Here is a 17,485-nt window from a genome sequence, read left to right as displayed (position 1 = left end):
GCCGGTCGTGGCGTGAATCACCTGATCCACTGCTCACCGTGCTCCTACCTGCCGGTAGATTCAGAGCCGACTTAACGATCAAGTCTGAAACTTGTTCTAGATTAGCGTCCCGGCGTAATCTCGCGGGACAGTGCAGGCAGAAGGGGGCCCAGAGTGACCGCTGAGGCCAGTCAGGCGGGGCCCTTGGAGGGACCGGCCACCGACGGCGAGCGACCGCTCCGCATCGCACTCCTCACATACAAAGGGAACCCGTTCTGCGGGGGACAGGGCGTCTACGTACGACACCTCTCGCGCGAGCTGGCCCGCCTCGGCCACACCGTCGAGGTCATCGGTTCCCAGCCCTATCCCGTCCTCGACGAGGGTTACGACGAGCGCCTGAGCCTCACCGAACTGCCCAGCCTGGACCTGTACCGTCACCCCGATCCCTTTCGCACCCCGAAGTTCGGCGAGTACCGCGACTGGATCGACGCCCTCGAAGTCGCGACGATGTGGACCGGCGGCTTCCCCGAGCCGCTCACCTTCTCGCTCCGCGCCCGCCGCCATCTGCGCGCCCGGCGCGGCGAGTTCGACGTCGTCCACGACAACCAGACGCTCGGCTACGGCCTGTTGGGCGACATCGGCGCCCCGCTGATCACCACGATCCACCACCCCATCACCGTGGACCGCCGGTTGGAGCTGGACGCGGCACAGGGTGTGCGGCGCAGGTTCTCCGTACGCCGCTGGTACGGCTTCACGCGCATGCAGAAGCGGGTGGCGCGCCGCCTGTCGTCGGTCCTCACCGTCTCCGCCACCTCCCGCCAGGAGATCGTCGACGATCTCGGCGTACGCGACGACCGCATCCACGTCGTCCACATCGGCGCCGACACGGACCTGTTCTCGCCGGATCCCTCGGTGCCCGTCGTGCCGGGCCGGATCGTGACGACGTCCAGCGCCGACGTGCCGCTCAAGGGCCTGGTCTTCCTCGTCGAGGCGCTGGCGAAGATACGCACCGAGCGCCCGGACGCCCACCTCGTCGTCGTCGGCAAGCGGCCCGAGGAGGGGCCCGTCGCCCAGGCCGTCGAGCGGTACGGCCTCCAGGGCGCCGTCGAGTTCGTCAAGGGCATCACGGACGCCGAACTCGTCGACCTGGTGCGCTCGGCGGAGGTCGCGTGCGTGCCGTCGCTGTACGAGGGCTTCTCGCTCCCTGCGGCCGAAGCCATGGCGACGGGCACCCCGCTGCTGGCCACGACCGGCGGCGCGATCCCCGAGGTCGCCGGCCGGGACGGGGAGACCTGCCTCGCCGTACCCCCGGGAGACTCCGAGGCGTTGGCGGCAGGCCTGAGCCGGCTGCTGACCGACCCGGAACTGCGCGCCCGGCTCGGCGCGGCCGGCCGCGAGCGCGTACTGGCCCGCTTCACCTGGGCCCGCGCGGCCGAGGGCACGGTGGCCCGCTACCGGGAGGCCATGGCCGTCCCCGACGCCGGCGAAGCCGCTCCCCGCCCCGCCACCACGCCTCCCGGCCGCTCAGCGGCCCCAGAAGTTGCCGACGATGTATCCGATCGCGAAAGCAGGGCCACGTGCTGACCGTCGACTTCTCCCGGTTCCCGCTCGCCCCGGGCGACCGCGTCCTGGACCTCGGCTGCGGCGCCGGACGGCACGCGTTCGAGTGCTACCGGCGCGGTGCCCGGGTCGTGGCGCTCGACCAGAACGCCGAGGAGATCCGCGAGGTCGCCAAGTGGTTCGCGGCGATGAAGGAGGCCGGGGAGGCACCGGAGGGCGCCACCGCGACGGCGATGGAGGGCGACGCCCTGGCGCTGCCCTTCCCCGACGAGTCCTTCGACGTCGTCATCATCTCCGAGGTGATGGAGCACATCCCGGACGACAAGGGCGTACTCGCCGAGATGGTACGGGTGTTGAGGCCCGGCGGCCGGATCGCGATCACCGTCCCGCGCTACGGGCCCGAGAAGGTCTGCTGGACGCTGTCCGACGCCTACCACGAGGTCGAGGGCGGCCACATCCGCATCTACAAGGCGGAGGAACTCCTCGCCAAGGTCCGCGAGGCCGGCCTCAGGCCGTACGGCACCCACCACGCCCACGCGCTGCACTCGCCGTACTGGTGGCTCAAGTGCGCGTTCGGCGTCGACAACGACAAGGCGCTGCCGGTGCGGGCGTACCACAAGCTGCTGGTCTGGGACATCATGAAGAAGCCACTCGCGACCCGGGTCGCCGAGCAGGCGCTGAACCCGCTGATCGGCAAGAGCTTCGTGGCGTACGCGACGAAGCCGCACCTGCCGGGTCTCGCCGGGACCGAGGTGGCCGCCAAGTGACCACCCCCCGGACAGAACACCTCGTCCTGCCCGGGGTCCTCACCGCAGAGGAGGCCGCCGCGACCGTCGCCGGCATCCTCGCCGTGCAGCGGGAGGACGGGGCGATCCCGTGGTTCCGCGGGCATCACCTGGACCCGTGGGACCACACCGAGGCCGCGATGGCGCTGGACGCGGCGGGCGAGCACGAGGCCGCCGAGCGGGCGTACACATGGCTGGCCAGACACCAGAACGCGGACGGCTCCTGGTACGCGGCGTACGCCGACGGGGCCTTCGACGACGTCAGCGACCCGGGCCGGGAGACGAACTTCGTCGCCTACATAGCCGTCGGCGTCTGGCACCACTACCTCTCCACCGGCGACGACACCTTCCTCGACAGCATGTGGCCGACGGTCTACGCGGCCATCGAGTTCGTCCTCCAACTGCAGCAGCCGGGCGGGCAGATCGGCTGGAAGCGCGAGGACGACGGTACGGACACCGCGGACGCGCTGTTGACCGGCTCCTCCTCGATCCACCACGCGCTGCGCTGCGCGCTAGCGATCGCCGAACAGCGCGAAGAGCCACAGCCGGACTGGGAGTTGGCGGCAGGGGCGCTGCGGCACGCGATCCGCCGCCACCCGGAGCGGTTCCTGGACAAGGACCGCTACTCGATGGACTGGTACTACCCGGTGCTGGGCGGCGCGCTCACCGGCACGGAGGCCAAGTCCCGCCTGGAGGCGGACTGGGAGCGCTTCGTCGTCCCCGGCCTGGGGGTGCGCTGCGTCGTGCCCAACCCGTGGGTCACGGGCGGAGAGTCGGCCGAACTCGCCCTCACGCTCTGGGTGATGGGCGAGTCCGACCGCGCGCTCGAGATCCTCCAGTCGATACAGCACCTACGGGACTCGGAGACCGGCCTGTACTGGACGGGCTACGTCTTCAAGGACAAGGCCGTCTGGCCCCGGGAACTGACCACCTGGACGGCCGGCTCCCTACTCCTCGCGGTCGCCGCCCTCGGCGGCGACGAGGCAACCTGCACGGTCTTCGCCGGCGACCGCCTGCCGAGGGGCCTGGATCCCGACTGCTGCGACTGAGTACGTCCGGGCGCGGACGTACGTACTTCCTTCTCAGTGCCGGTGCACGCGGTTGGCGATGGCGTGGCCGACGAAGAGGTAGACGACGGCTGCGAGGCCGTAGCCTGCGACGACCCTGGCCCACTGTTCGTCGAAGGTGCTGTGCTTTCTGGGGGTGCCCCCCAGACCCCCGGGTCGTGGGACCAGCCGACGAGTCGGTGGGCGATGGCGTGGGGGCGGAGCGCTCGTTGGGGCTGCTGCCCCGGCTGCTCGGTGGGTCGGCCGGGGCGCGGTTGTTCCGCGCGGGCTCAGTGCCGGTGCACGCGGTTGGCGATGGCGTGGCCGACGAAGAGGTAGACGACGGCTGCGAGGCCGTAGCCTGCGACGACCCTGGCCCACTGTTCGTCAAAGGTGAACAGGTCGTGGGACCAGCCGGCGAGCCAGCGGGCGACGTCGTGGATGAACTGCACGAAGTCGTTCGCGCGGTTCGCGTCCAGCAGGTACATCAGGATCCACAGGCCCAGGATGAGGGCCATGATGTCGGCGACGACTGCGATGATCGTGCCGGCCTGATTGGCACCGTTGCGATATCGAGGGGACATGCCCTCCGGGTTGCCGCTCAATCTTCGATGAAACCTCAACATGCGTAGTCGGTCAGGTGTTGAGTTCCGCCAGCACCCGTAGCGTGTGCCGGTCCGGCGCCAGCGCCAGCAGGTCCGTCACCGGGCCCTTGCGCCACAACTCCAGCCGCTCCGCGATGCGTTCGCGCGGTCCGACGAGGGAGATCTCGTCGGCGAACGCGTCCGGCACGGCGAGCACGGCCTCCTCCCGGCGGCCGGCCAGGAACAGTTCCTGGATCCGCCGGGCCTGCTCCTCGTACCCCATGCGCGCCATCAGCTCGGCGTGGAAGTTGCGGGCCGCGTGCCCCATGCCGCCGATGTAGAAGCCGAGCATCGCCTTGACGGGGAGGAGGCCTTGGGCGACGTCGTCGCAGACCTTCACCTGTGCCATCGGCGCGACCATGAACCCGTCCGGCAGCTCGGCCACCGCCTCCCCGTACACCTCGGGCCGGCTCGGCGACCAGTACAGCGGCAGCCACCCGTCGGCGATCCGGACCGTCTGGGCCACGTTCTTCGGCCCCTCGGCGCCCAGCAGCACCGGGAGTCGGGGACGGAGAGGGTGGGTGATGGGCTTGAGCGCCTTGCCGAGACCGGTGCCGTCGGCGCCCCGGTAGGGGTGCGAGTGGAAGCGGCCGTCCAACTCGACCGGCGCCTCCCGCCTGAGGACCTGCCGTACGACGTCGACGTACTCGCGGGTCGCGGTCAGCGGCGACTTGGGGAACGGGCGGCCGTACCAGCCCTCGACCACCTGCGGACCGGACAGCCCGAGCCCGAGCAGCACGCGGCCGCCGGACAGATGGTCCAGGGTGAGGGCGTGCATGGCGGTCGTGGTCGGGGAGCGGGCCGCCATCTGGGCCACCGCCGTGCCGAGCCTGATACGGGAGGTCTGCGCGGCGATCCAGGTGAGCGGGGTGAACACGTCCGAGCCCCACGACTCGGCGGTCCACACGGAGTCGTAGCCGAGCCGCTCGGCCTCCTGCGCCAGCGGAACATGATCCGGGTCGGGGCCGCGGCCCCAGTATCCGAGGGCGAGACCGAGCCGCATACCTGCCTCCTGACGGAGTGTCAGTCAAGTCGGACGAGGGGGTGGTGACGAGGGGGTGGCGACTGTACGACAACGGCCCCCCACCCGGAAGGGCGAGGGGCCGTACGTCGAAGACCGGGGATCAGCCGCGCTGGATCCCCGACGTGTCCTGCAGCACGCCACGACGGCCGTCCTGCGTCTGCGCGACCAGCGCACCGCCGCGCTGCTCGACCGCCAGGTACCAGGTACCGGGGGCGAGTTCGGCGATCGGGGCCTGCGAACCGTCCTCCGCGAACAGCGGACGCGGCACCGGCACGGCGAACCAGAACGGCGAGAACTCCGGGGCCGGCGGCTGAGCCTGCGCCTGCTGCGGCTGGGGCTGCGCCTGCTGGGGCTGGGGCTGGGGCTGCGCGCCGAAGGGCTGACCGGGCTGCGGCTGACCGCCGTAGGGCGGCTGCGGCTGCTGGGCGCCGGGGTAGCCGTAACCACCGGGCGGCTGGGCGCCGTACGGCTGGGGGGCGGGCGGCTTGGGGGCGGGGACGAGTCCCGCCTGCAGGGCCGGGACCAGCGGGGTGGCGACGGCGGCCGCGGCCAGGAGCAGGGTCGCGACGAGCGCGAGGATCAGGCCGATGCCGGCGTCGATTCCGTCGCCGGCGCCCTCCATGTTGTCCAGGGCGCTGGTCGGGTCGAAGATGTTCCCGAGTGCGCTCCATGCGGCGAAGACCGTGAACGCCACGCCGAACTGGCCGAGGTCGAGCCCGGCCACCTTCGGCACCTGCGGAAGGCCACGGGAGACGACAATGAGCGCGGCACCGATGACGCCCGCGAGCACCACGCCCATCAGGACCGGTGCGCTTCCCCAGGCGTTGGGGAAGTCGTAGCTGTCCGGGGCACCGTCGGCCGAGTAGATGTCGAGGAACGACGCGATGAACAGCAACACCGCTGCTCCGATCACCACGCCGTCGCCTCGAGTGAGGGAGCGGATATTCACTTCAGGTCCTTCGTAGGTCGTCTCGTCGTCGGTAGAGGCGTCGCCAGTCACCATGTCGCCGTCAGGCCCCGGTGTGAAGCGCGGGGGTGGCCCCTCATCGTAAGGACGACACTATCGTCCGCCGGAACAGGGTGTCCGCCCGGATCAGCGCGCTGATCACTACCCGCGCAGAAAGCTCACGATTCCCTCGGAGATCCCTTGCGCCGCCTTCTGCCGCCAGGCACCACTGGTCAGCAGCGCCTCGTCCTTGCTATCGCGCATGTTGCCGCACTCGATGAACACCTTGGGAACCGTTGACAGATTGAGACCGCCCAGGTCCGTGCGGGTGTCCAGTCCGGTGCCGTCTCCGATGTAGTTGGAGGGCGCGCTGCCCGTGACGCGTACGAAGTTGCCCGCGATGCGCTCACCGAGGCGGCGGGAGGGAGCGACGATCGGGCGGGTGTCGGCGGCGCCCGCGTGCACGCTGCCCGGCAGGATGACGTGGAAGCCGCGATTGCCGGCCGCCGAACCGTCCGCGTGGACCGAGACGACGGCGTCCGCGTGCGCCGCGTTGCCGATCCGGGCGCGCTCGTCCACGCACGGGCCGTAGGGCCGGTCGCCGTCCTGGGTCAGTTTCACCGTGGCGCCCTGCGCTTGGAGCAGCGTGCGCATCCGGTGGGCGACGTCGAGAGTGAACTCGGCTTCCGTGTAACCGGCGTTGGTGGAAGTCCCCGTTGTGTCGCACTCCTTCCAGTTCGTGCCGATGTTCACCTTTCGGTTGATCTCGGCCGTGTGCTGGAAGTTGCCCGGGTTGTGACCCGGGTCGATGACGATCACCTTGCCCTTGAGAGGGCCGGAGGCGGCGGGCACGGACGTGCCGGGCGCGGAGGTGGCGGGGGTGGGGCTCGGCTGCTTGGCGTCGTCGTTGCCGGAGTCCGTCGGTTCGGATGCCGTCGGGGAGGCGGGCGCGCGCGACGACACGGGCGTCCCGACCGCCCCCGCCGACCCTCCGTCGGATCCGCCGACCGCCTCATACACCACCCATCCGAGCAACGCGCCGGGCACGAGCGCGGCGAGCGCGACGGTGAGGGGGCGGCGCCTGGGGCGGCGCGGCGGGGAGGGTTCGAAGTCCGGGCCTACGTACGACACGACAGCCACCTTACGGTCCCGCCATATGCTCCGCGGGGAGCCCCCGCGCGACCCTGCGGCGTGCCGCGGTCGAGCGATCAGATCCCGGGATGAGGTGTCCCGTGATGAGGTGTCCCGGGATCTGATCCCCGGGATCTGATCCCCGTGATCGGGTCCCCGGGATCAGATCCCCGCGCCGGTCCGCCGCAGCACCCGCAGCGAGTCCGTCGCCGAGACCTCCGTGAAGGCGCCGGAGGCGAGGGCCCGCAGATACACGCGGTACGGGGCCTGGCCGGTGAACTCGTCCGCCGGGTCGGGGAAGACGTCGTGGATGGCGAGCAGGCCGCCCTCGGCGAGATGGGGCGCCCAGCCCTCGTAGTCGGCGTTCGCGTGCTCGTCGGTGTGGCCGCCGTCGACGAAGACCAGGCCGAGCGGGGACCCCCAGACCTTCGCGACCTGCGGCGAGCGGCCGACCAGCGCCACGATGTGCTCCTCCAGGTCCGCCTTGCGGAGGGTGCGGCGGAAGGTCGGCAGGGTGTCCATCAGGCCGATCTCCGGGTCGACCGTCTCCGGGTCGTGGAACTCCCAGCCCGGCTGCTGCTCCTCGCTGCCACGGTGGTGGTCGACGGTCAGCGCGACGACCCCCGCCTCACGGGCCGCGTCGGCGAGCAGGATCGCGGACCGCCCGCAGTAGGTGCCGACCTCCAGAAGCGGCAGCCCGAGCCGCCCGGCCTCGACGGCCGCCGCGTAGAGGGCGAGGCCCTCACCGGCGGGCATGAACCCCTTCGCGGCCTCGAAGGCGGCCAGGATCTCGGGCTTGGGGGCCGCGGGCATGGGGGGCCTTCCGGTCGTACGAGTGTCTGGGCGCCCATGATGCACCGCGGCCCCCGGCATGGGGGTGATGGGGGAGTGACGGGGAGGGCGGGCTCGGGCGGGGGCGGTGGGACAGGCGGGCGTCGGGCGGGGCTCAGGGGAGACCGTCTTTCCTGGCAGCGCCGGGTCCGGTGGTGCATCGCGTCCCGGCCGTGTGGGTGAGGGGGGTGAGCTTGGGCGGGGTGGGCCGGGTTGAGGTGGGCGTCGGGCTGAGGCCGTCTTTCCCGGCAGGGCCAGGTCCGGTGGTGCACCGCGCCCCCCGGCCATGCGTGGCGACGGGGGGGGTGAGCTTGGGCGGGGTGGGCCGGGTTGAGGTGGGCATCAGGCTGAGACCGTCTTCCCCGGCAGCGCCAGGTATCCGGTGGTGCACCGTGCCCCCGGCCATGCGTGGCGACGGGGGGGTGAGCTTGGGCGGGGTGGGCCGGGTTGAGGTGGGCATCAGGCTGAGACCGTCTTCCCCGGCAGCGCCAGGTATCCGGTGGTGCACCGTGCCCCCGGCCATGCGTGGCGACGGGGGCACGGTCGGGCGGGTTCAGGCGGGCGCGGGCGTCAGGCTGAGACCGTCTCTCCCGGCAGCGACAGGTCCAGGTCGACCGCGTTGTCGTCGCCCGCGTGGGTCGCCGCGGAGGCGAGCGGGCCGTGGCCGGTGGCGCGGGCGGCCAGGACGTAGGCGCCCTGGGTGGGGACGGCGAGGGTGTAGGTGCCGTCCTCGGAGGAGAGGGTCGCGCCCGCCTGGCGGCCGCGGCGGTCGATCAGGGTGACCTTGGCGCGGGCGACGGGAGTGCCCGTGGCATCCAGGACCCGGCCCCGGAAGCCGTGCAGCACCTCCTCGGCGTGCTCGAGCACCGCGTCCTCCTCGCTGCTCGCGCGCAGCTGCGGCTTGGTCGCCGGGCGGTTGCGGGGCAGCAGGAGGGCCATCAGGAGGCCGACCGCCACCGCGCCCGTCGCGATCAGGAAGGAGACGCGGAAGCCGTGCATGGTCGGGATCGCGACGCCGTTGACGTTGTTCGCGGTGTTGGCGAGGACCATGCCGATCACGGCGCTGGAGACCGACGTACCGATGGAGCGCATCAGGGTGTTGAGACCGTTCGCCGCGCCCGTCTCCGAGGCCGGGACCGCGCCGACGATCAGCGCGGGCAGGGAGGAGTAGGCGAGGCCGATGCCCGCGCCCAGGACGACCGCGATGACGAGGCTCTGCCACGCGGCGCTCATCAGGCCGAGGCCGGCGCCGTAGCCGATCGCGATGATCAGCATGCCGAGGATCAGGGTGACCTTGGGGCCGTACTTGGCGGACAGTCGGGCGTAGATCGGGGCCGTGACCATCATGGTCAGGCCGAGCGGTGCCACCAGCAGGCCGGCGACGACCATGGACTGGCCGAGGCCGTAGCCGGTGGACTTGGGCAGCTGGAGGAGCTGGGGCAGGACCAGCGAGACGACGTAGAACGAGACGCCGACCATGATCGAGGCGAGGTTGGTGAAGAGCACCGCCGGGCGGGCCGTGGTGCGCAGGTCCACCAGCGGGGCCTTCACCCGCAGCTCCATCACGCCCCACAGGACGAGGACGACCGCCGACGCGCCGAACAGGCCGAGCGTGGTCCCCGACGTCCAGCCCCAGTCGCTGCCCTTGGTGATCGGCAGGAGGAAGAGGACGAGGCCCGCGGAGAGACCGATCGCGCCCAGGACGTCGAAGGTGCCCTTGGCGCGCAGCGGGGACTCGGGTACGACGAGGAGGGTGAGGGCGATGGCCAGGACCCCGATGCCGGCGGCGCCGTAGAAGAGGGCGTGCCAGTCGGTGTGCTGCGCGACCAGCGCCGCGGCGGGCAGCGCGAGACCGCCGCCGACGCCGATCGAGGAGCTCATCAGGGCCATCGCCGAGCCGAGCTTCTCGCGGGGCAGCATGTCGCGCATCAGGCCGATGCCGAGCGGTATCGCGCCCATCGCGAAGCCCTGCAGCGTACGGCCCGCGATCATCGTGAGCAGGTCGCTGGTGAGCGCGCTGACCAGCGCGCCGACGACCATCACCGAGAGGCTGAAGATCAGCATGCGCCGCTTCCCGTAGAGGTCGCCGAGGCGGCCCGTGATCGGCGTGGCGACGGCGCCGGAGAGCAGGGTCGAGGTCAGCACCCAGGTGGCGTTGCTCGGCTCGGTGTCCAGTAGCTGCGGCAGGTCCTTGATGACCGGGACGAGCAGGGTCTGCATCACCGCGACCACGATGCCCGCGAAGGCGAGCACCGGGACGACGGCCCCGCTCGCTCTGCGTACGGGCTGGTCGGCGGTCGACGTGTGCGTCATGGAGTGGGGCCTCCAGGCCGGGGGAACGAGGGGTTCGAGCGGGATACGTGCACGGTGAACCCCGTGCGCCCGGGCAACTATTCCGATGCTTCGGATCACTAACGAATTCTTTGTCTTCTCTTGGGGAAGCCGCTTCGGCCGGCGGCCTAGGACGAAATCCCGATGCAAGGACCGTCGGCCGGTTGAGAGCATGACAGGCATGCTCGGAGCCGCTGACGTCACCCGCCTGTCCCGCCGCCGTACCGCGCCGCCCACCTGGCTGGTCGTGGCGCTCGCGTGTGCCGGACAGTTCCTGGTCGTGCTGGACGTGTCCGTCGTGAACGTGGCGCTGCCGTCCATGCGGACCGACCTCGGGCTGAGCGAGCAGGGGCTCCAGTGGGTCGTCAACGCTTACGCCATCGCGTTCGCCGGCTTCATGCTGCTGGGCGGACGGGCCGGTGACCTCTACGGCCGCAAGCGGATGTTCCTGGTCGGTCTCGGCCTGTTCACGGTGGCCTCGCTGGCCGGCGGACTCGCCCAGGAGGGCTGGCAGCTGCTGGTGGCGCGGGCCGCGCAGGGGCTCGGCGCGGCGGTGCTCGCGCCCTCGACGCTGACCATCCTCACCTCCGCCGTCCCCGAGGGCGCCGCACGCGCGCGTGCCATCGCGACCTGGACGGCGGTCGGCGCAGGCGGCGGCGCGGCCGGCGGGCTCGTCGGCGGGGCGCTGGTGGAGGTGCTGTCGTGGCGGTGGGTGCTGCTGATCAACGTGCCGATCGGCGCGGTCGTGCTCCTCGGCTCCGTGGTGTGGCTCGCCGAGGGCCGGGCGGGGGACGGACGACGGCTCGACCTGCCGGGCGCGGTGCTGGTGACCGCGGGGCTCGCCACCTTGGCCTACGGCATCTCGCAGACCGAGGCCGAGGGGTGGACGGCCGCGGCCACCCTGGTGCCGCTGCTCGCCGGGCTCGCGCTGATCGGCTGCTTCCTCGCCGTCGAGGCCCGTACGGCGGCCCCCCTCATGCCGCTCGGACTACTCAGGGTGCGGGCGGTGGCGTCGGCGAACGTGGCGATGTTCCTGTGCGGCTCGGCGATGTTCTGCATGTGGTTCTTCATGACGCTGTACGCGCAGAACGTGCTCGGCTACTCGCCGCTGGACGCCGGGCTCGCGCTGGTGCCGACCTCCCTGGCCATCGTCCTCGGCTCGAAGCTCGCACCCCGGTTCATGCGGAGGTTCGGGGCGCGGGCCGTGGCGGTGCTCGGGACCCTGGTGGCGGTCGCCGGGTTCGGCTGGCAGTCGACGATGACCGCGGACGGGGCGTATCTCACCACGATCATGATCCCGGGGATCCTGATGATGCTGGGCGCGGGCCTGGCCGCGACGCCGCTCGCCGCGCTGGCCACGGCGGGGGCGGCGCCCGGGGAGGCCGGGCTGGTGTCGGGACTGGTCAACACCTCGCGCACGATGGGCGGTTCACTGGGCCTCGCGGTCATGTCGACGATCGCGGCGGCCCGTACGGCGGGGCGCGGCTCTCCCGAGGCGCTGACGGAGGGCTACGCGCTGGTGTTCCGGGTGGGCGCCGGGGTGCTGGCCGGTGGGGTGGTGCTGATGCTGCTGTGGCTGCCGCGAAACAAGTCCGCGGAGTGAGGCAACGACCGGGGCGGTCCACGGACTCAACCCCGATCACACCGGTGTGGGGTGCAAGCCCGACCCGCGCCTGACCGGGGCCCGGTCCTACAGCCTCCCTACAGCCCCCTACAGCCACCCCTGCTGCCGGGCCTCCCGCATCGCCTCCATGCGGTTGCGGGTGCCTGTCTTGCCGATGGCGGACGAGAGGTAGTTGCGGACCGTGGATTCCGAGAGGCGGAGCTCGGTGGCGATGTCGGCGACGGTCGCGCCGTCCGTCGAGGCGTTGAGGACCTCGCACTCGCGGGGCGTGAGCGGGTTGGGGCCGGCGCTGAGCGCGGCCGCGGCGAGCGCGGGGTCGATGACGGTCTCGCCGGTCAGTACGCGGCGGATCGCGGCGGCCAGTTCCTCCACGGGGCCGTCCTTGACGAGGAAGCCCGCGGCTCCGGCCTCCATGGCCCGGCGCAGATAGCCGGGCCGGCCGAAGGTGGTGAGGATCAGCACGCGGCAGTCGGGCGCCTCGTCGCGGAGTCGGGCGGCGGCGTCCAGGCCGCTCATCCCGGGCAGTTCGATGTCGAGGAGGGCCACGTCGGGGCGGTGGGTCAGGGCCGCGTCCACGATGGCGTCACCGGCCGACACCTGGGCCACGACCTGGATGTCCGCCTCCATCCCGAGCAGCAGGGCGAGTGCCCCGCGCAGCATCCCCTGGTCCTCGGCGAGCAGGACTCGGATGGACCTGGCGGGCCGGTGGTCGCGCGGCATCTCGTTCACGGCCCAAGGGTAGGGCGCGGGGTGGGGCCGTGGTCCGTCCCGTGGTCTGTGCCGACGTCTGTGCCGACGTCTGTGCCGACGTCGGTACGGCGGTAGCGGAACGCCTTGCCGCATATGTGTCGGATCGTTGAAAAAGCCGGACGGATTGCCCAGTATCGCCACTATCACCGCGGTTCCCGCGTTCAGGACGCTCAGAAGGGCGAGCCCATGACCACCTCAGGTGACCGGCAGGGCAATGGCCAAGTGCCCGGGAGCGCCGAGGAGTTGGCCGAGGAGATCTTCCGCGGTCTGCTGTCCACGATGGAGATCTTCAACATCTACGTCGGGGTGCGCGGAGGTCTCTACGAAGCGCTGGCGGCCCACGACACGCTGACACCGGACGAGCTGGCCGAGGCCGCCTCGATCCACCCGAGGTACGCCCGCGAGTGGCTGGAGCAGCAGGCCGTCGCCGGGGTGCTGGAAGCGCCGGACCAGGCCCAGGAGACCGAGGACGCCGACCCGTACCGCCGGCGTTTCCGGCTGCCGGCCGAGCACCGCCGGGTGCTGACCTCGCCGGACGATCCCCTCTACCTCGCGGCGGGGCCGCTGTTCATGCTCGGGATCGCGGAGGCGGTCCCGCATGTGCTGGCCGCGTTCCGGACCGGCGAGGGCGTGCCGTATGCGCGCTACGGCCGCGACAGCCGGGAGGGCATCGCCGGTCTGAACCGGCCGATGTTCCGCAACGACCTCGTCCGGTCCTGGCTCGGGGCGATGCCGGACGTGCTGGAGCGGCTCGCCGTGCCCGGGGCCCGGATCGTCGACCTGGGCTGCGGGGTCGGCTGGTCGACCCTCGCCATGGCGGAGGCATTCCCCGCGGCCCAGGTCACCGGGGTCGATCTGGACCCGGCCTCGATCGAGCAGGCTCTGGCCAACGCCGCCGAGTCGGGGCTCGCCAAGCAGGTGGAGTTCTCCTGCGGCGACGCGGCCCTCCTGAGCTCGGCCGGCGGGGCGGAGCTGGTGACGGTGTTCGAGGCGCTGCACGACATGTCCGATCCGGTAGCGGCCCTCAGGACGGCCCGCGGGCTGCTGGGCCCGACCGGTGTCGTGCTGATCGGCGACGAGAAGGTGGAGGACCGCTTCACCGCACCAGGGCCGACGCTGGAGCGGTTCAACTACGCCTTCAGCGTGCTGCACTGCCTGCCCGCGACCCGCGCCGAGAACGCGCAGGTGGAGGCGGGGACGGTACTGCGGGCCGACACGGTGGCGGCGTACGCCCGCGAGGCCGGTTTCGCGGGCTGCGAGGTGCTGGACATCGACCACGACATGTGGCGGTTCTACCGGCTCGGAGGGTGAGACACCGCAGACACCGGAGACACCGCCGGACGGTCAAGGCCCGGCGTACGCGCCCTGACGACTGCCTCCGTCATCCGCGTCCATTGACGCATCGACCCGCTCGACAACTCCGCCGACCCCCACCGGCAGTTCCGCCTCCACCACGAACCCGCCCCGCGCCCCCGGACCCGGCCCCGCCTCCAAGGACCCTCCCGCCGCCGCGAGCCGCTCCTTCAGCCCTTTCAGCCCGGTGCCGCCGATCCGCGGGGCGCCGGGAAGCGGCTCCGTGGCGGCGGGCGACCCGCGGCCGTCGTCCGTGACGCGCAGGCGGGCCCGTTCCGGCGTGCTCTCCACGGTGATCTCGCACCGCGTCGCCCCGCTGTGCCGTACGGCGTTGGTGACCGCCTCGCGCACGACCCAGCCCAGCAGCACCTCCGTCCGGGCGGCGAGGGGCGGGCCGGACCGGTGGACGACGGGTTCGATGCCCGCGGCCGGCAACACGGAGCGGGCCCGGTCGAGTTCGGTGCCGAGGCTGCCCTCGCGGTAGCCGGTCACCGCCTCGCGGATCTCGGTCAGCGCCTGCCGGCCGACGGACTCGATGTCGGTGATCTGGCCCAGCGCCGACGTCAGGTCGCGGTCGGCCAGCCTGCGGGCCGCCTCCGCCTTCACCACGATCACCGACATGGTGTGCCCGAGCAGGTCGTGCAGATCGCGGGAGAAGCGCAGCCGCTCCTCCTCGACGGCCCGCCGGGCCAGCTGCTCGCGGGCCGCCGTCAGCTCCCGTACCGCTTCGGACAGGGAGAGGATCGCCGCCGTCACCATCGTCGAGATCCAGGTCGCGTACGCGGTGTCGAGGCCGCCCCAGCCCTCGTGGGCGACGGAGGCCGCCCCGGCGAGCAGCGCGACGGCCGCGCCGACCCAGCGCAACTGCGGCATCCGCACGACCGCGCCCGTCGCGAGGCCGAACAGGGGGAAGAACAGCAGCCAGTTGCCGCCGTACCCGATGGCCAGAGCGCAGGTCACCAGGCCCATCAGCGCCAGCGCCACCCGCGTCGAGGCGGCCTCGCGCGTCTCCTTCACGAAAGCGCGGAACGCCACGTAGATGTAGAGGGAGTTGAAGGCGAGCAGGCCGAGGCCGCCGATCAGGGGGTTGGGAGTGTCCCCCTGGAAGAGGTTGGAGAGGGAACCCATCCCCATCAGCAGCCACGGCAGGAGACTGAAGCCGTTGGGAGCGATGCTCCGCGCGGCCTTGCACTCCAACTTGCGTCGGACCTTGCGTCGGACCTTGTTGTCGGGCATGACCACGACGCTACGCACTCGCCCGCCGGCCCGGCAGATGCGCTTGTACGGACTTCGGCAGGACAAATGTCACCGGGCGCCGCTCCGGTGGCTACCGAACTGACACTCCGTCAGGAGCCTTCACAACTGCGGAGCGCTGGGCTATACAGGGGTCGCCGGACTGGAACGCGTTCTAGGTCGGCCCGTGTCGACCTCGGTGCGGCCGACGGTGCGGACGGCCGTACCGAGGTTTCTGAGCCCTCAGGAGCAGGGAGCCCCATGCCCATCGACGCAGCCAAGGCCCTGGCCGCCGAGCCCCGTTCCGGCGAGATCGCCTGGAGCGTGAAGGACGTCCAGCTCTACCACCTCGGCATCGGCGCCGCCGCGAATCCTGACAAGCACAGCCCCGCCACGGACCCCGACGAGCTGCGCTACACCCTGGAGTCCCGGCTGCACGTCCTGCCGAGCTTCGCGACCGTCGCGGGCGCCGGCTCGCCCGGGGTGATCAGCGGTCTGTCCATGCCCGGCGTCGAGGTCGACCTGGCCCGTGTCCTGCACGGCGGCCAGAGTCTGGAGATCCACCGCCCGCTCCCCGCCGAGGGCACGGCCACCGCGACCTCCCGCATCGCCGCCGTGTACGACAAGGGCAAGGCGGCGGTCCTCGTGATGCGCACCGAGGTCGCCGACGCCGAGGGCCCGCTGTGGACCAACGACGCCCAGATCTTCGTACGCGGAGAAGGCGGCTGGGGCGGCGACCGCGGCCCCTCCGCCCGCCTCGAACCGACCACCGGCGAGCCGGACCGGGTCGTCGAGCGGCCGGTCCGCGAGGACCAGGCCCTCCTCTACCGCCTCTCCGGCGACCGGAACCCGCTGCACGCCGACCCTGAGTTCGCCAAGGTCGCCGGGTTCGAGCGGCCCATCCTGCACGGACTGTGCACCTACGGCATCACGCTCAAGGCGGTCGTCGACACGCTCCTCGCCGGGGACGTGACCCGGGTGCGCGGGTACGCCACCCGGTTCGCCGGGGTCGTGTACCCGGGGGAGACCCTGCGGATCCGCATGTGGCGAGGAGACGGCGGGATCCGGGTGGCCGTGAGCGCCGTCGAGCGGGACGACGCGCCCGTTCTCGCCGACACCATCGTCCAACACTCCTGAGTCAGCCCGCTGTTGAGGGGAGCCGCACCATGCGCGCAGCCGTACTGCACGAGATCGGCCAGGACAAGCTGGAGGTCCTCGACGACGTCGAGGCGGTGGGGTTCGGCCCCGGCAGGGCGAGGATCAGGGTGCGGGCCACCGGGCTGTGCCACTCGGACCTGTCCGCGATGGGCGGCGTACTGCCGCAGCCCGCGCCGTTCGTGCCCGGTCACGAGGGGGCGGGGGAGATCCTCGAAGTGGGCGAGGGCGTCAGCCACGTGAAGCCCGGCGACCGGGTCGTCGTCTGCTGGCTGCCCGCCTGCGGGGTCTGTCCCGCCTGCAAGCGCGGCCAGACCGAACTGTGCCTGGCCGGGTTCATGAACGCGGGCACCCCCAACTTCAAGCGCCCGGGCGGTGACCTCTTCGGTTTCGCCGGCACCGGCACCTTCGCCGAGGAGGTCGTGGTCGACGCGGGCTGCGCGGTGCCGATACCCGACGACGTGCCCTTCGACATCGCCGCGCTCATCGGCTGCGGGGTGACCACGGGCCTCGGTGCCGCCCTCAACACCGCGGACGTGGAGGCCGGTTCCTCGGTCGCCGTCATCGGCTGCGGCGGCGTCGGCATCTCCGCGATCCAGGGCGCACGCCTCAAGGGCGCCGCCGAGATCGTCGCGGTCGACCCGGTCGCCTCGCGCCGCGAGTCCGCGCTCAAGTTCGGTGCGACCAAGGCCGTTTCGCCCGAGGAACTGGCCGACGCCAAGCAGCAGGTCACCGGCGGCGAGGGCTTCGACTACGTCTTCGAGGTCGTCGGCCGCTCCGCCACCGCCCGCACGGCGTACGACACCACGCGGCGCGGCGGCACCCTGGTCGTCGTCGGCGCGGGCGCCATGGACGACTTCCTCCAGCTCAACATGTTCGAGCTGTTCTTCGACGAGAAGCGGATCCTGCCGTCCATGTACGGCGGCGGAGACGTCCTGCGCTCCTACGAACGGACCATCGCCCTGTGGCGGGCCGGCCGCGTCGACCTGGACGGCCTGATCACCCACCGGGTGCCGCTGAGCGAGATCAACGAGGCACTCGACCAGATGCGGACGGGGACCGCCCTCCGTACCTGCATCGAGATCTGAGGACC

At 71.9% G+C, this 17,485-nt stretch carries 15 protein-coding genes; 7 read left to right on the top strand and 8 right to left on the bottom strand.

Features of this window, described 5'->3' with window-relative positions:
* Positions 1-153: 153 nt before the first annotated feature.
* From AC5P09_RS21665 to AC5P09_RS21655, 3 genes are read left to right on the top strand one after another with little or no spacing between them, the layout of a single operon-like run.
* Complete coding sequence (locus tag AC5P09_RS21665) at positions 154-1,563, top strand: glycosyltransferase family 4 protein (RefSeq protein WP_493875484.1); 1,410 nt, start codon at positions 154-156, stop codon at positions 1,561-1,563.
* Positions 1,557-2,306, top strand: a complete 750-nt coding sequence (locus AC5P09_RS21660; RefSeq protein WP_493875483.1) for a class I SAM-dependent methyltransferase — start codon at positions 1,557-1,559, stop codon at positions 2,304-2,306. The genes AC5P09_RS21665 and AC5P09_RS21660 overlap by 7 nt, the downstream gene beginning before the upstream one ends.
* Positions 2,303-3,373: a prenyltransferase/squalene oxidase repeat-containing protein gene (locus tag AC5P09_RS21655; RefSeq protein ID WP_493875482.1), complete on the top strand. Its 1,071-nt coding sequence runs from the start codon at positions 2,303-2,305 to the stop codon at positions 3,371-3,373. The genes AC5P09_RS21660 and AC5P09_RS21655 overlap by 4 nt, the downstream gene beginning before the upstream one ends.
* A 287-nt stretch (positions 3,374-3,660) precedes the next feature.
* Here AC5P09_RS21655 and AC5P09_RS21650 read toward each other — a convergent pair whose 3' ends face one another.
* The 6 genes from AC5P09_RS21650 to AC5P09_RS21625 all read right to left on the bottom strand — a co-directional run bounded on the left by AC5P09_RS21650 (position 3,661) and on the right by AC5P09_RS21625 (position 10,259).
* Positions 3,661-3,954, bottom strand: coding sequence for a hypothetical protein (locus AC5P09_RS21650; RefSeq protein ID WP_266440185.1), 294 nt, complete (start codon positions 3,952-3,954; stop codon positions 3,661-3,663).
* A 52-nt stretch (positions 3,955-4,006) separates the two neighbouring features.
* Positions 4,007-5,017: an LLM class F420-dependent oxidoreductase gene (locus AC5P09_RS21645; protein ID WP_493875481.1), complete on the bottom strand. Its 1,011-nt coding sequence runs from the start codon at positions 5,015-5,017 to the stop codon at positions 4,007-4,009.
* A 121-nt stretch (positions 5,018-5,138) separates the two neighbouring features.
* Positions 5,139-5,987: a DUF5336 domain-containing protein gene (locus AC5P09_RS21640; RefSeq protein ID WP_493875480.1), complete on the bottom strand. Its 849-nt coding sequence runs from the start codon at positions 5,985-5,987 to the stop codon at positions 5,139-5,141.
* A gap of 159 nt (positions 5,988-6,146) precedes the next feature.
* Entirely contained in the window at positions 6,147-7,115 is a 969-nt protein-coding gene (locus tag AC5P09_RS21635; RefSeq protein WP_493875479.1) for an N-acetylmuramoyl-L-alanine amidase, read from the bottom strand.
* A gap of 162 nt (positions 7,116-7,277) precedes the next feature.
* A complete protein-coding gene (locus AC5P09_RS21630; protein ID WP_493875478.1) occupies positions 7,278-7,928 on the bottom strand; it encodes a class I SAM-dependent methyltransferase in 651 nt (216 codons plus the stop codon).
* A gap of 588 nt (positions 7,929-8,516) precedes the next feature.
* The gene (locus AC5P09_RS21625; protein WP_493875477.1) at positions 8,517-10,259 is read right to left on the bottom strand and encodes an MFS transporter; all 1,743 of its coding nucleotides are present in this window, start codon (positions 10,257-10,259) and stop codon (positions 8,517-8,519) included.
* Between the two features lie 190 nt (positions 10,260-10,449).
* On the opposite strand from AC5P09_RS21625, the gene AC5P09_RS21620 reads away from it, so the two are divergent.
* Entirely contained in the window at positions 10,450-11,880 is a 1,431-nt protein-coding gene (locus AC5P09_RS21620) for an MFS transporter (protein ID WP_493875476.1), read from the top strand.
* 108 nt (positions 11,881-11,988) lie between these two features.
* Here AC5P09_RS21620 and AC5P09_RS21615 read toward each other — a convergent pair whose 3' ends face one another.
* Positions 11,989-12,621 (bottom strand): response regulator, encoded by a 633-nt coding sequence (locus tag AC5P09_RS21615; RefSeq protein ID WP_493875580.1) that lies wholly within the window; start codon positions 12,619-12,621, stop codon positions 11,989-11,991.
* A 216-nt stretch (positions 12,622-12,837) separates the two neighbouring features.
* Between AC5P09_RS21615 and AC5P09_RS21610 the strand changes: the two genes are divergently transcribed.
* A complete protein-coding gene (locus tag AC5P09_RS21610; protein ID WP_493875475.1) occupies positions 12,838-13,962 on the top strand; it encodes a class I SAM-dependent methyltransferase in 1,125 nt (374 codons plus the stop codon).
* A gap of 33 nt (positions 13,963-13,995) precedes the next feature.
* Here AC5P09_RS21610 and AC5P09_RS21605 read toward each other — a convergent pair whose 3' ends face one another.
* The gene (locus tag AC5P09_RS21605) at positions 13,996-15,240 is read right to left on the bottom strand and encodes a sensor histidine kinase (RefSeq protein ID WP_493875474.1); all 1,245 of its coding nucleotides are present in this window, start codon (positions 15,238-15,240) and stop codon (positions 13,996-13,998) included.
* 258 nt (positions 15,241-15,498) lie between these two features.
* Between AC5P09_RS21605 and AC5P09_RS21600 the strand changes: the two genes are divergently transcribed.
* Both AC5P09_RS21600 and AC5P09_RS21595 read left to right on the top strand, forming a co-directional pair.
* The gene (locus tag AC5P09_RS21600) at positions 15,499-16,374 is read left to right on the top strand and encodes a MaoC/PaaZ C-terminal domain-containing protein (RefSeq protein WP_493875473.1); all 876 of its coding nucleotides are present in this window, start codon (positions 15,499-15,501) and stop codon (positions 16,372-16,374) included.
* A gap of 29 nt (positions 16,375-16,403) precedes the next feature.
* A complete protein-coding gene (locus AC5P09_RS21595) occupies positions 16,404-17,480 on the top strand; it encodes a Zn-dependent alcohol dehydrogenase (protein ID WP_493875472.1) in 1,077 nt (358 codons plus the stop codon).
* Positions 17,481-17,485 lie beyond the last annotated feature (5 nt).

This window comes from Streptomyces sp. a15 (genome assembly GCF_059026085.1).
Note: the sequence above shows the minus strand (reverse complement) of the source record. Positions and strands in the feature narration are given on the sequence as shown.

Bases quoted from the DNA above. Each gene is read 5' to 3' on its own strand.
- AC5P09_RS21650 (WP_266440185.1), bottom strand. From the start codon at position 3,954: ATGTCCCCTCGATATCGCAACGGTGCCAATCAGGCCGGCACGATCATC.
- AC5P09_RS21630 (WP_493875478.1), bottom strand. From the start codon at position 7,928: ATGCCCGCGGCCCCCAAGCCCGAGATCCTGGCCGCCTTCGAGGCCGCG.
- AC5P09_RS21595 (WP_493875472.1), top strand. From the start codon at position 16,404: ATGCGCGCAGCCGTACTGCACGAGATCGGCCAGGACAAGCTGGAGGTC.
- AC5P09_RS21605 (WP_493875474.1), bottom strand. From the start codon at position 15,240: ATGCCCGACAACAAGGTCCGACGCAAGGTCCGACGCAAGTTGGAGTGC.
- AC5P09_RS21625 (WP_493875477.1), bottom strand. From the start codon at position 10,259: ATGACGCACACGTCGACCGCCGACCAGCCCGTACGCAGAGCGAGCGGG.
- AC5P09_RS21600 (WP_493875473.1), top strand. From the start codon at position 15,499: ATGCCCATCGACGCAGCCAAGGCCCTGGCCGCCGAGCCCCGTTCCGGC.
- AC5P09_RS21620 (WP_493875476.1), top strand. From the start codon at position 10,450: ATGACAGGCATGCTCGGAGCCGCTGACGTCACCCGCCTGTCCCGCCGC.
- AC5P09_RS21615 (WP_493875580.1), bottom strand. From the start codon at position 12,621: ATGCCGCGCGACCACCGGCCCGCCAGGTCCATCCGAGTCCTGCTCGCC.
- AC5P09_RS21645 (WP_493875481.1), bottom strand. From the start codon at position 5,017: ATGCGGCTCGGTCTCGCCCTCGGATACTGGGGCCGCGGCCCCGACCCG.
- AC5P09_RS21610 (WP_493875475.1), top strand. From the start codon at position 12,838: ATGACCACCTCAGGTGACCGGCAGGGCAATGGCCAAGTGCCCGGGAGC.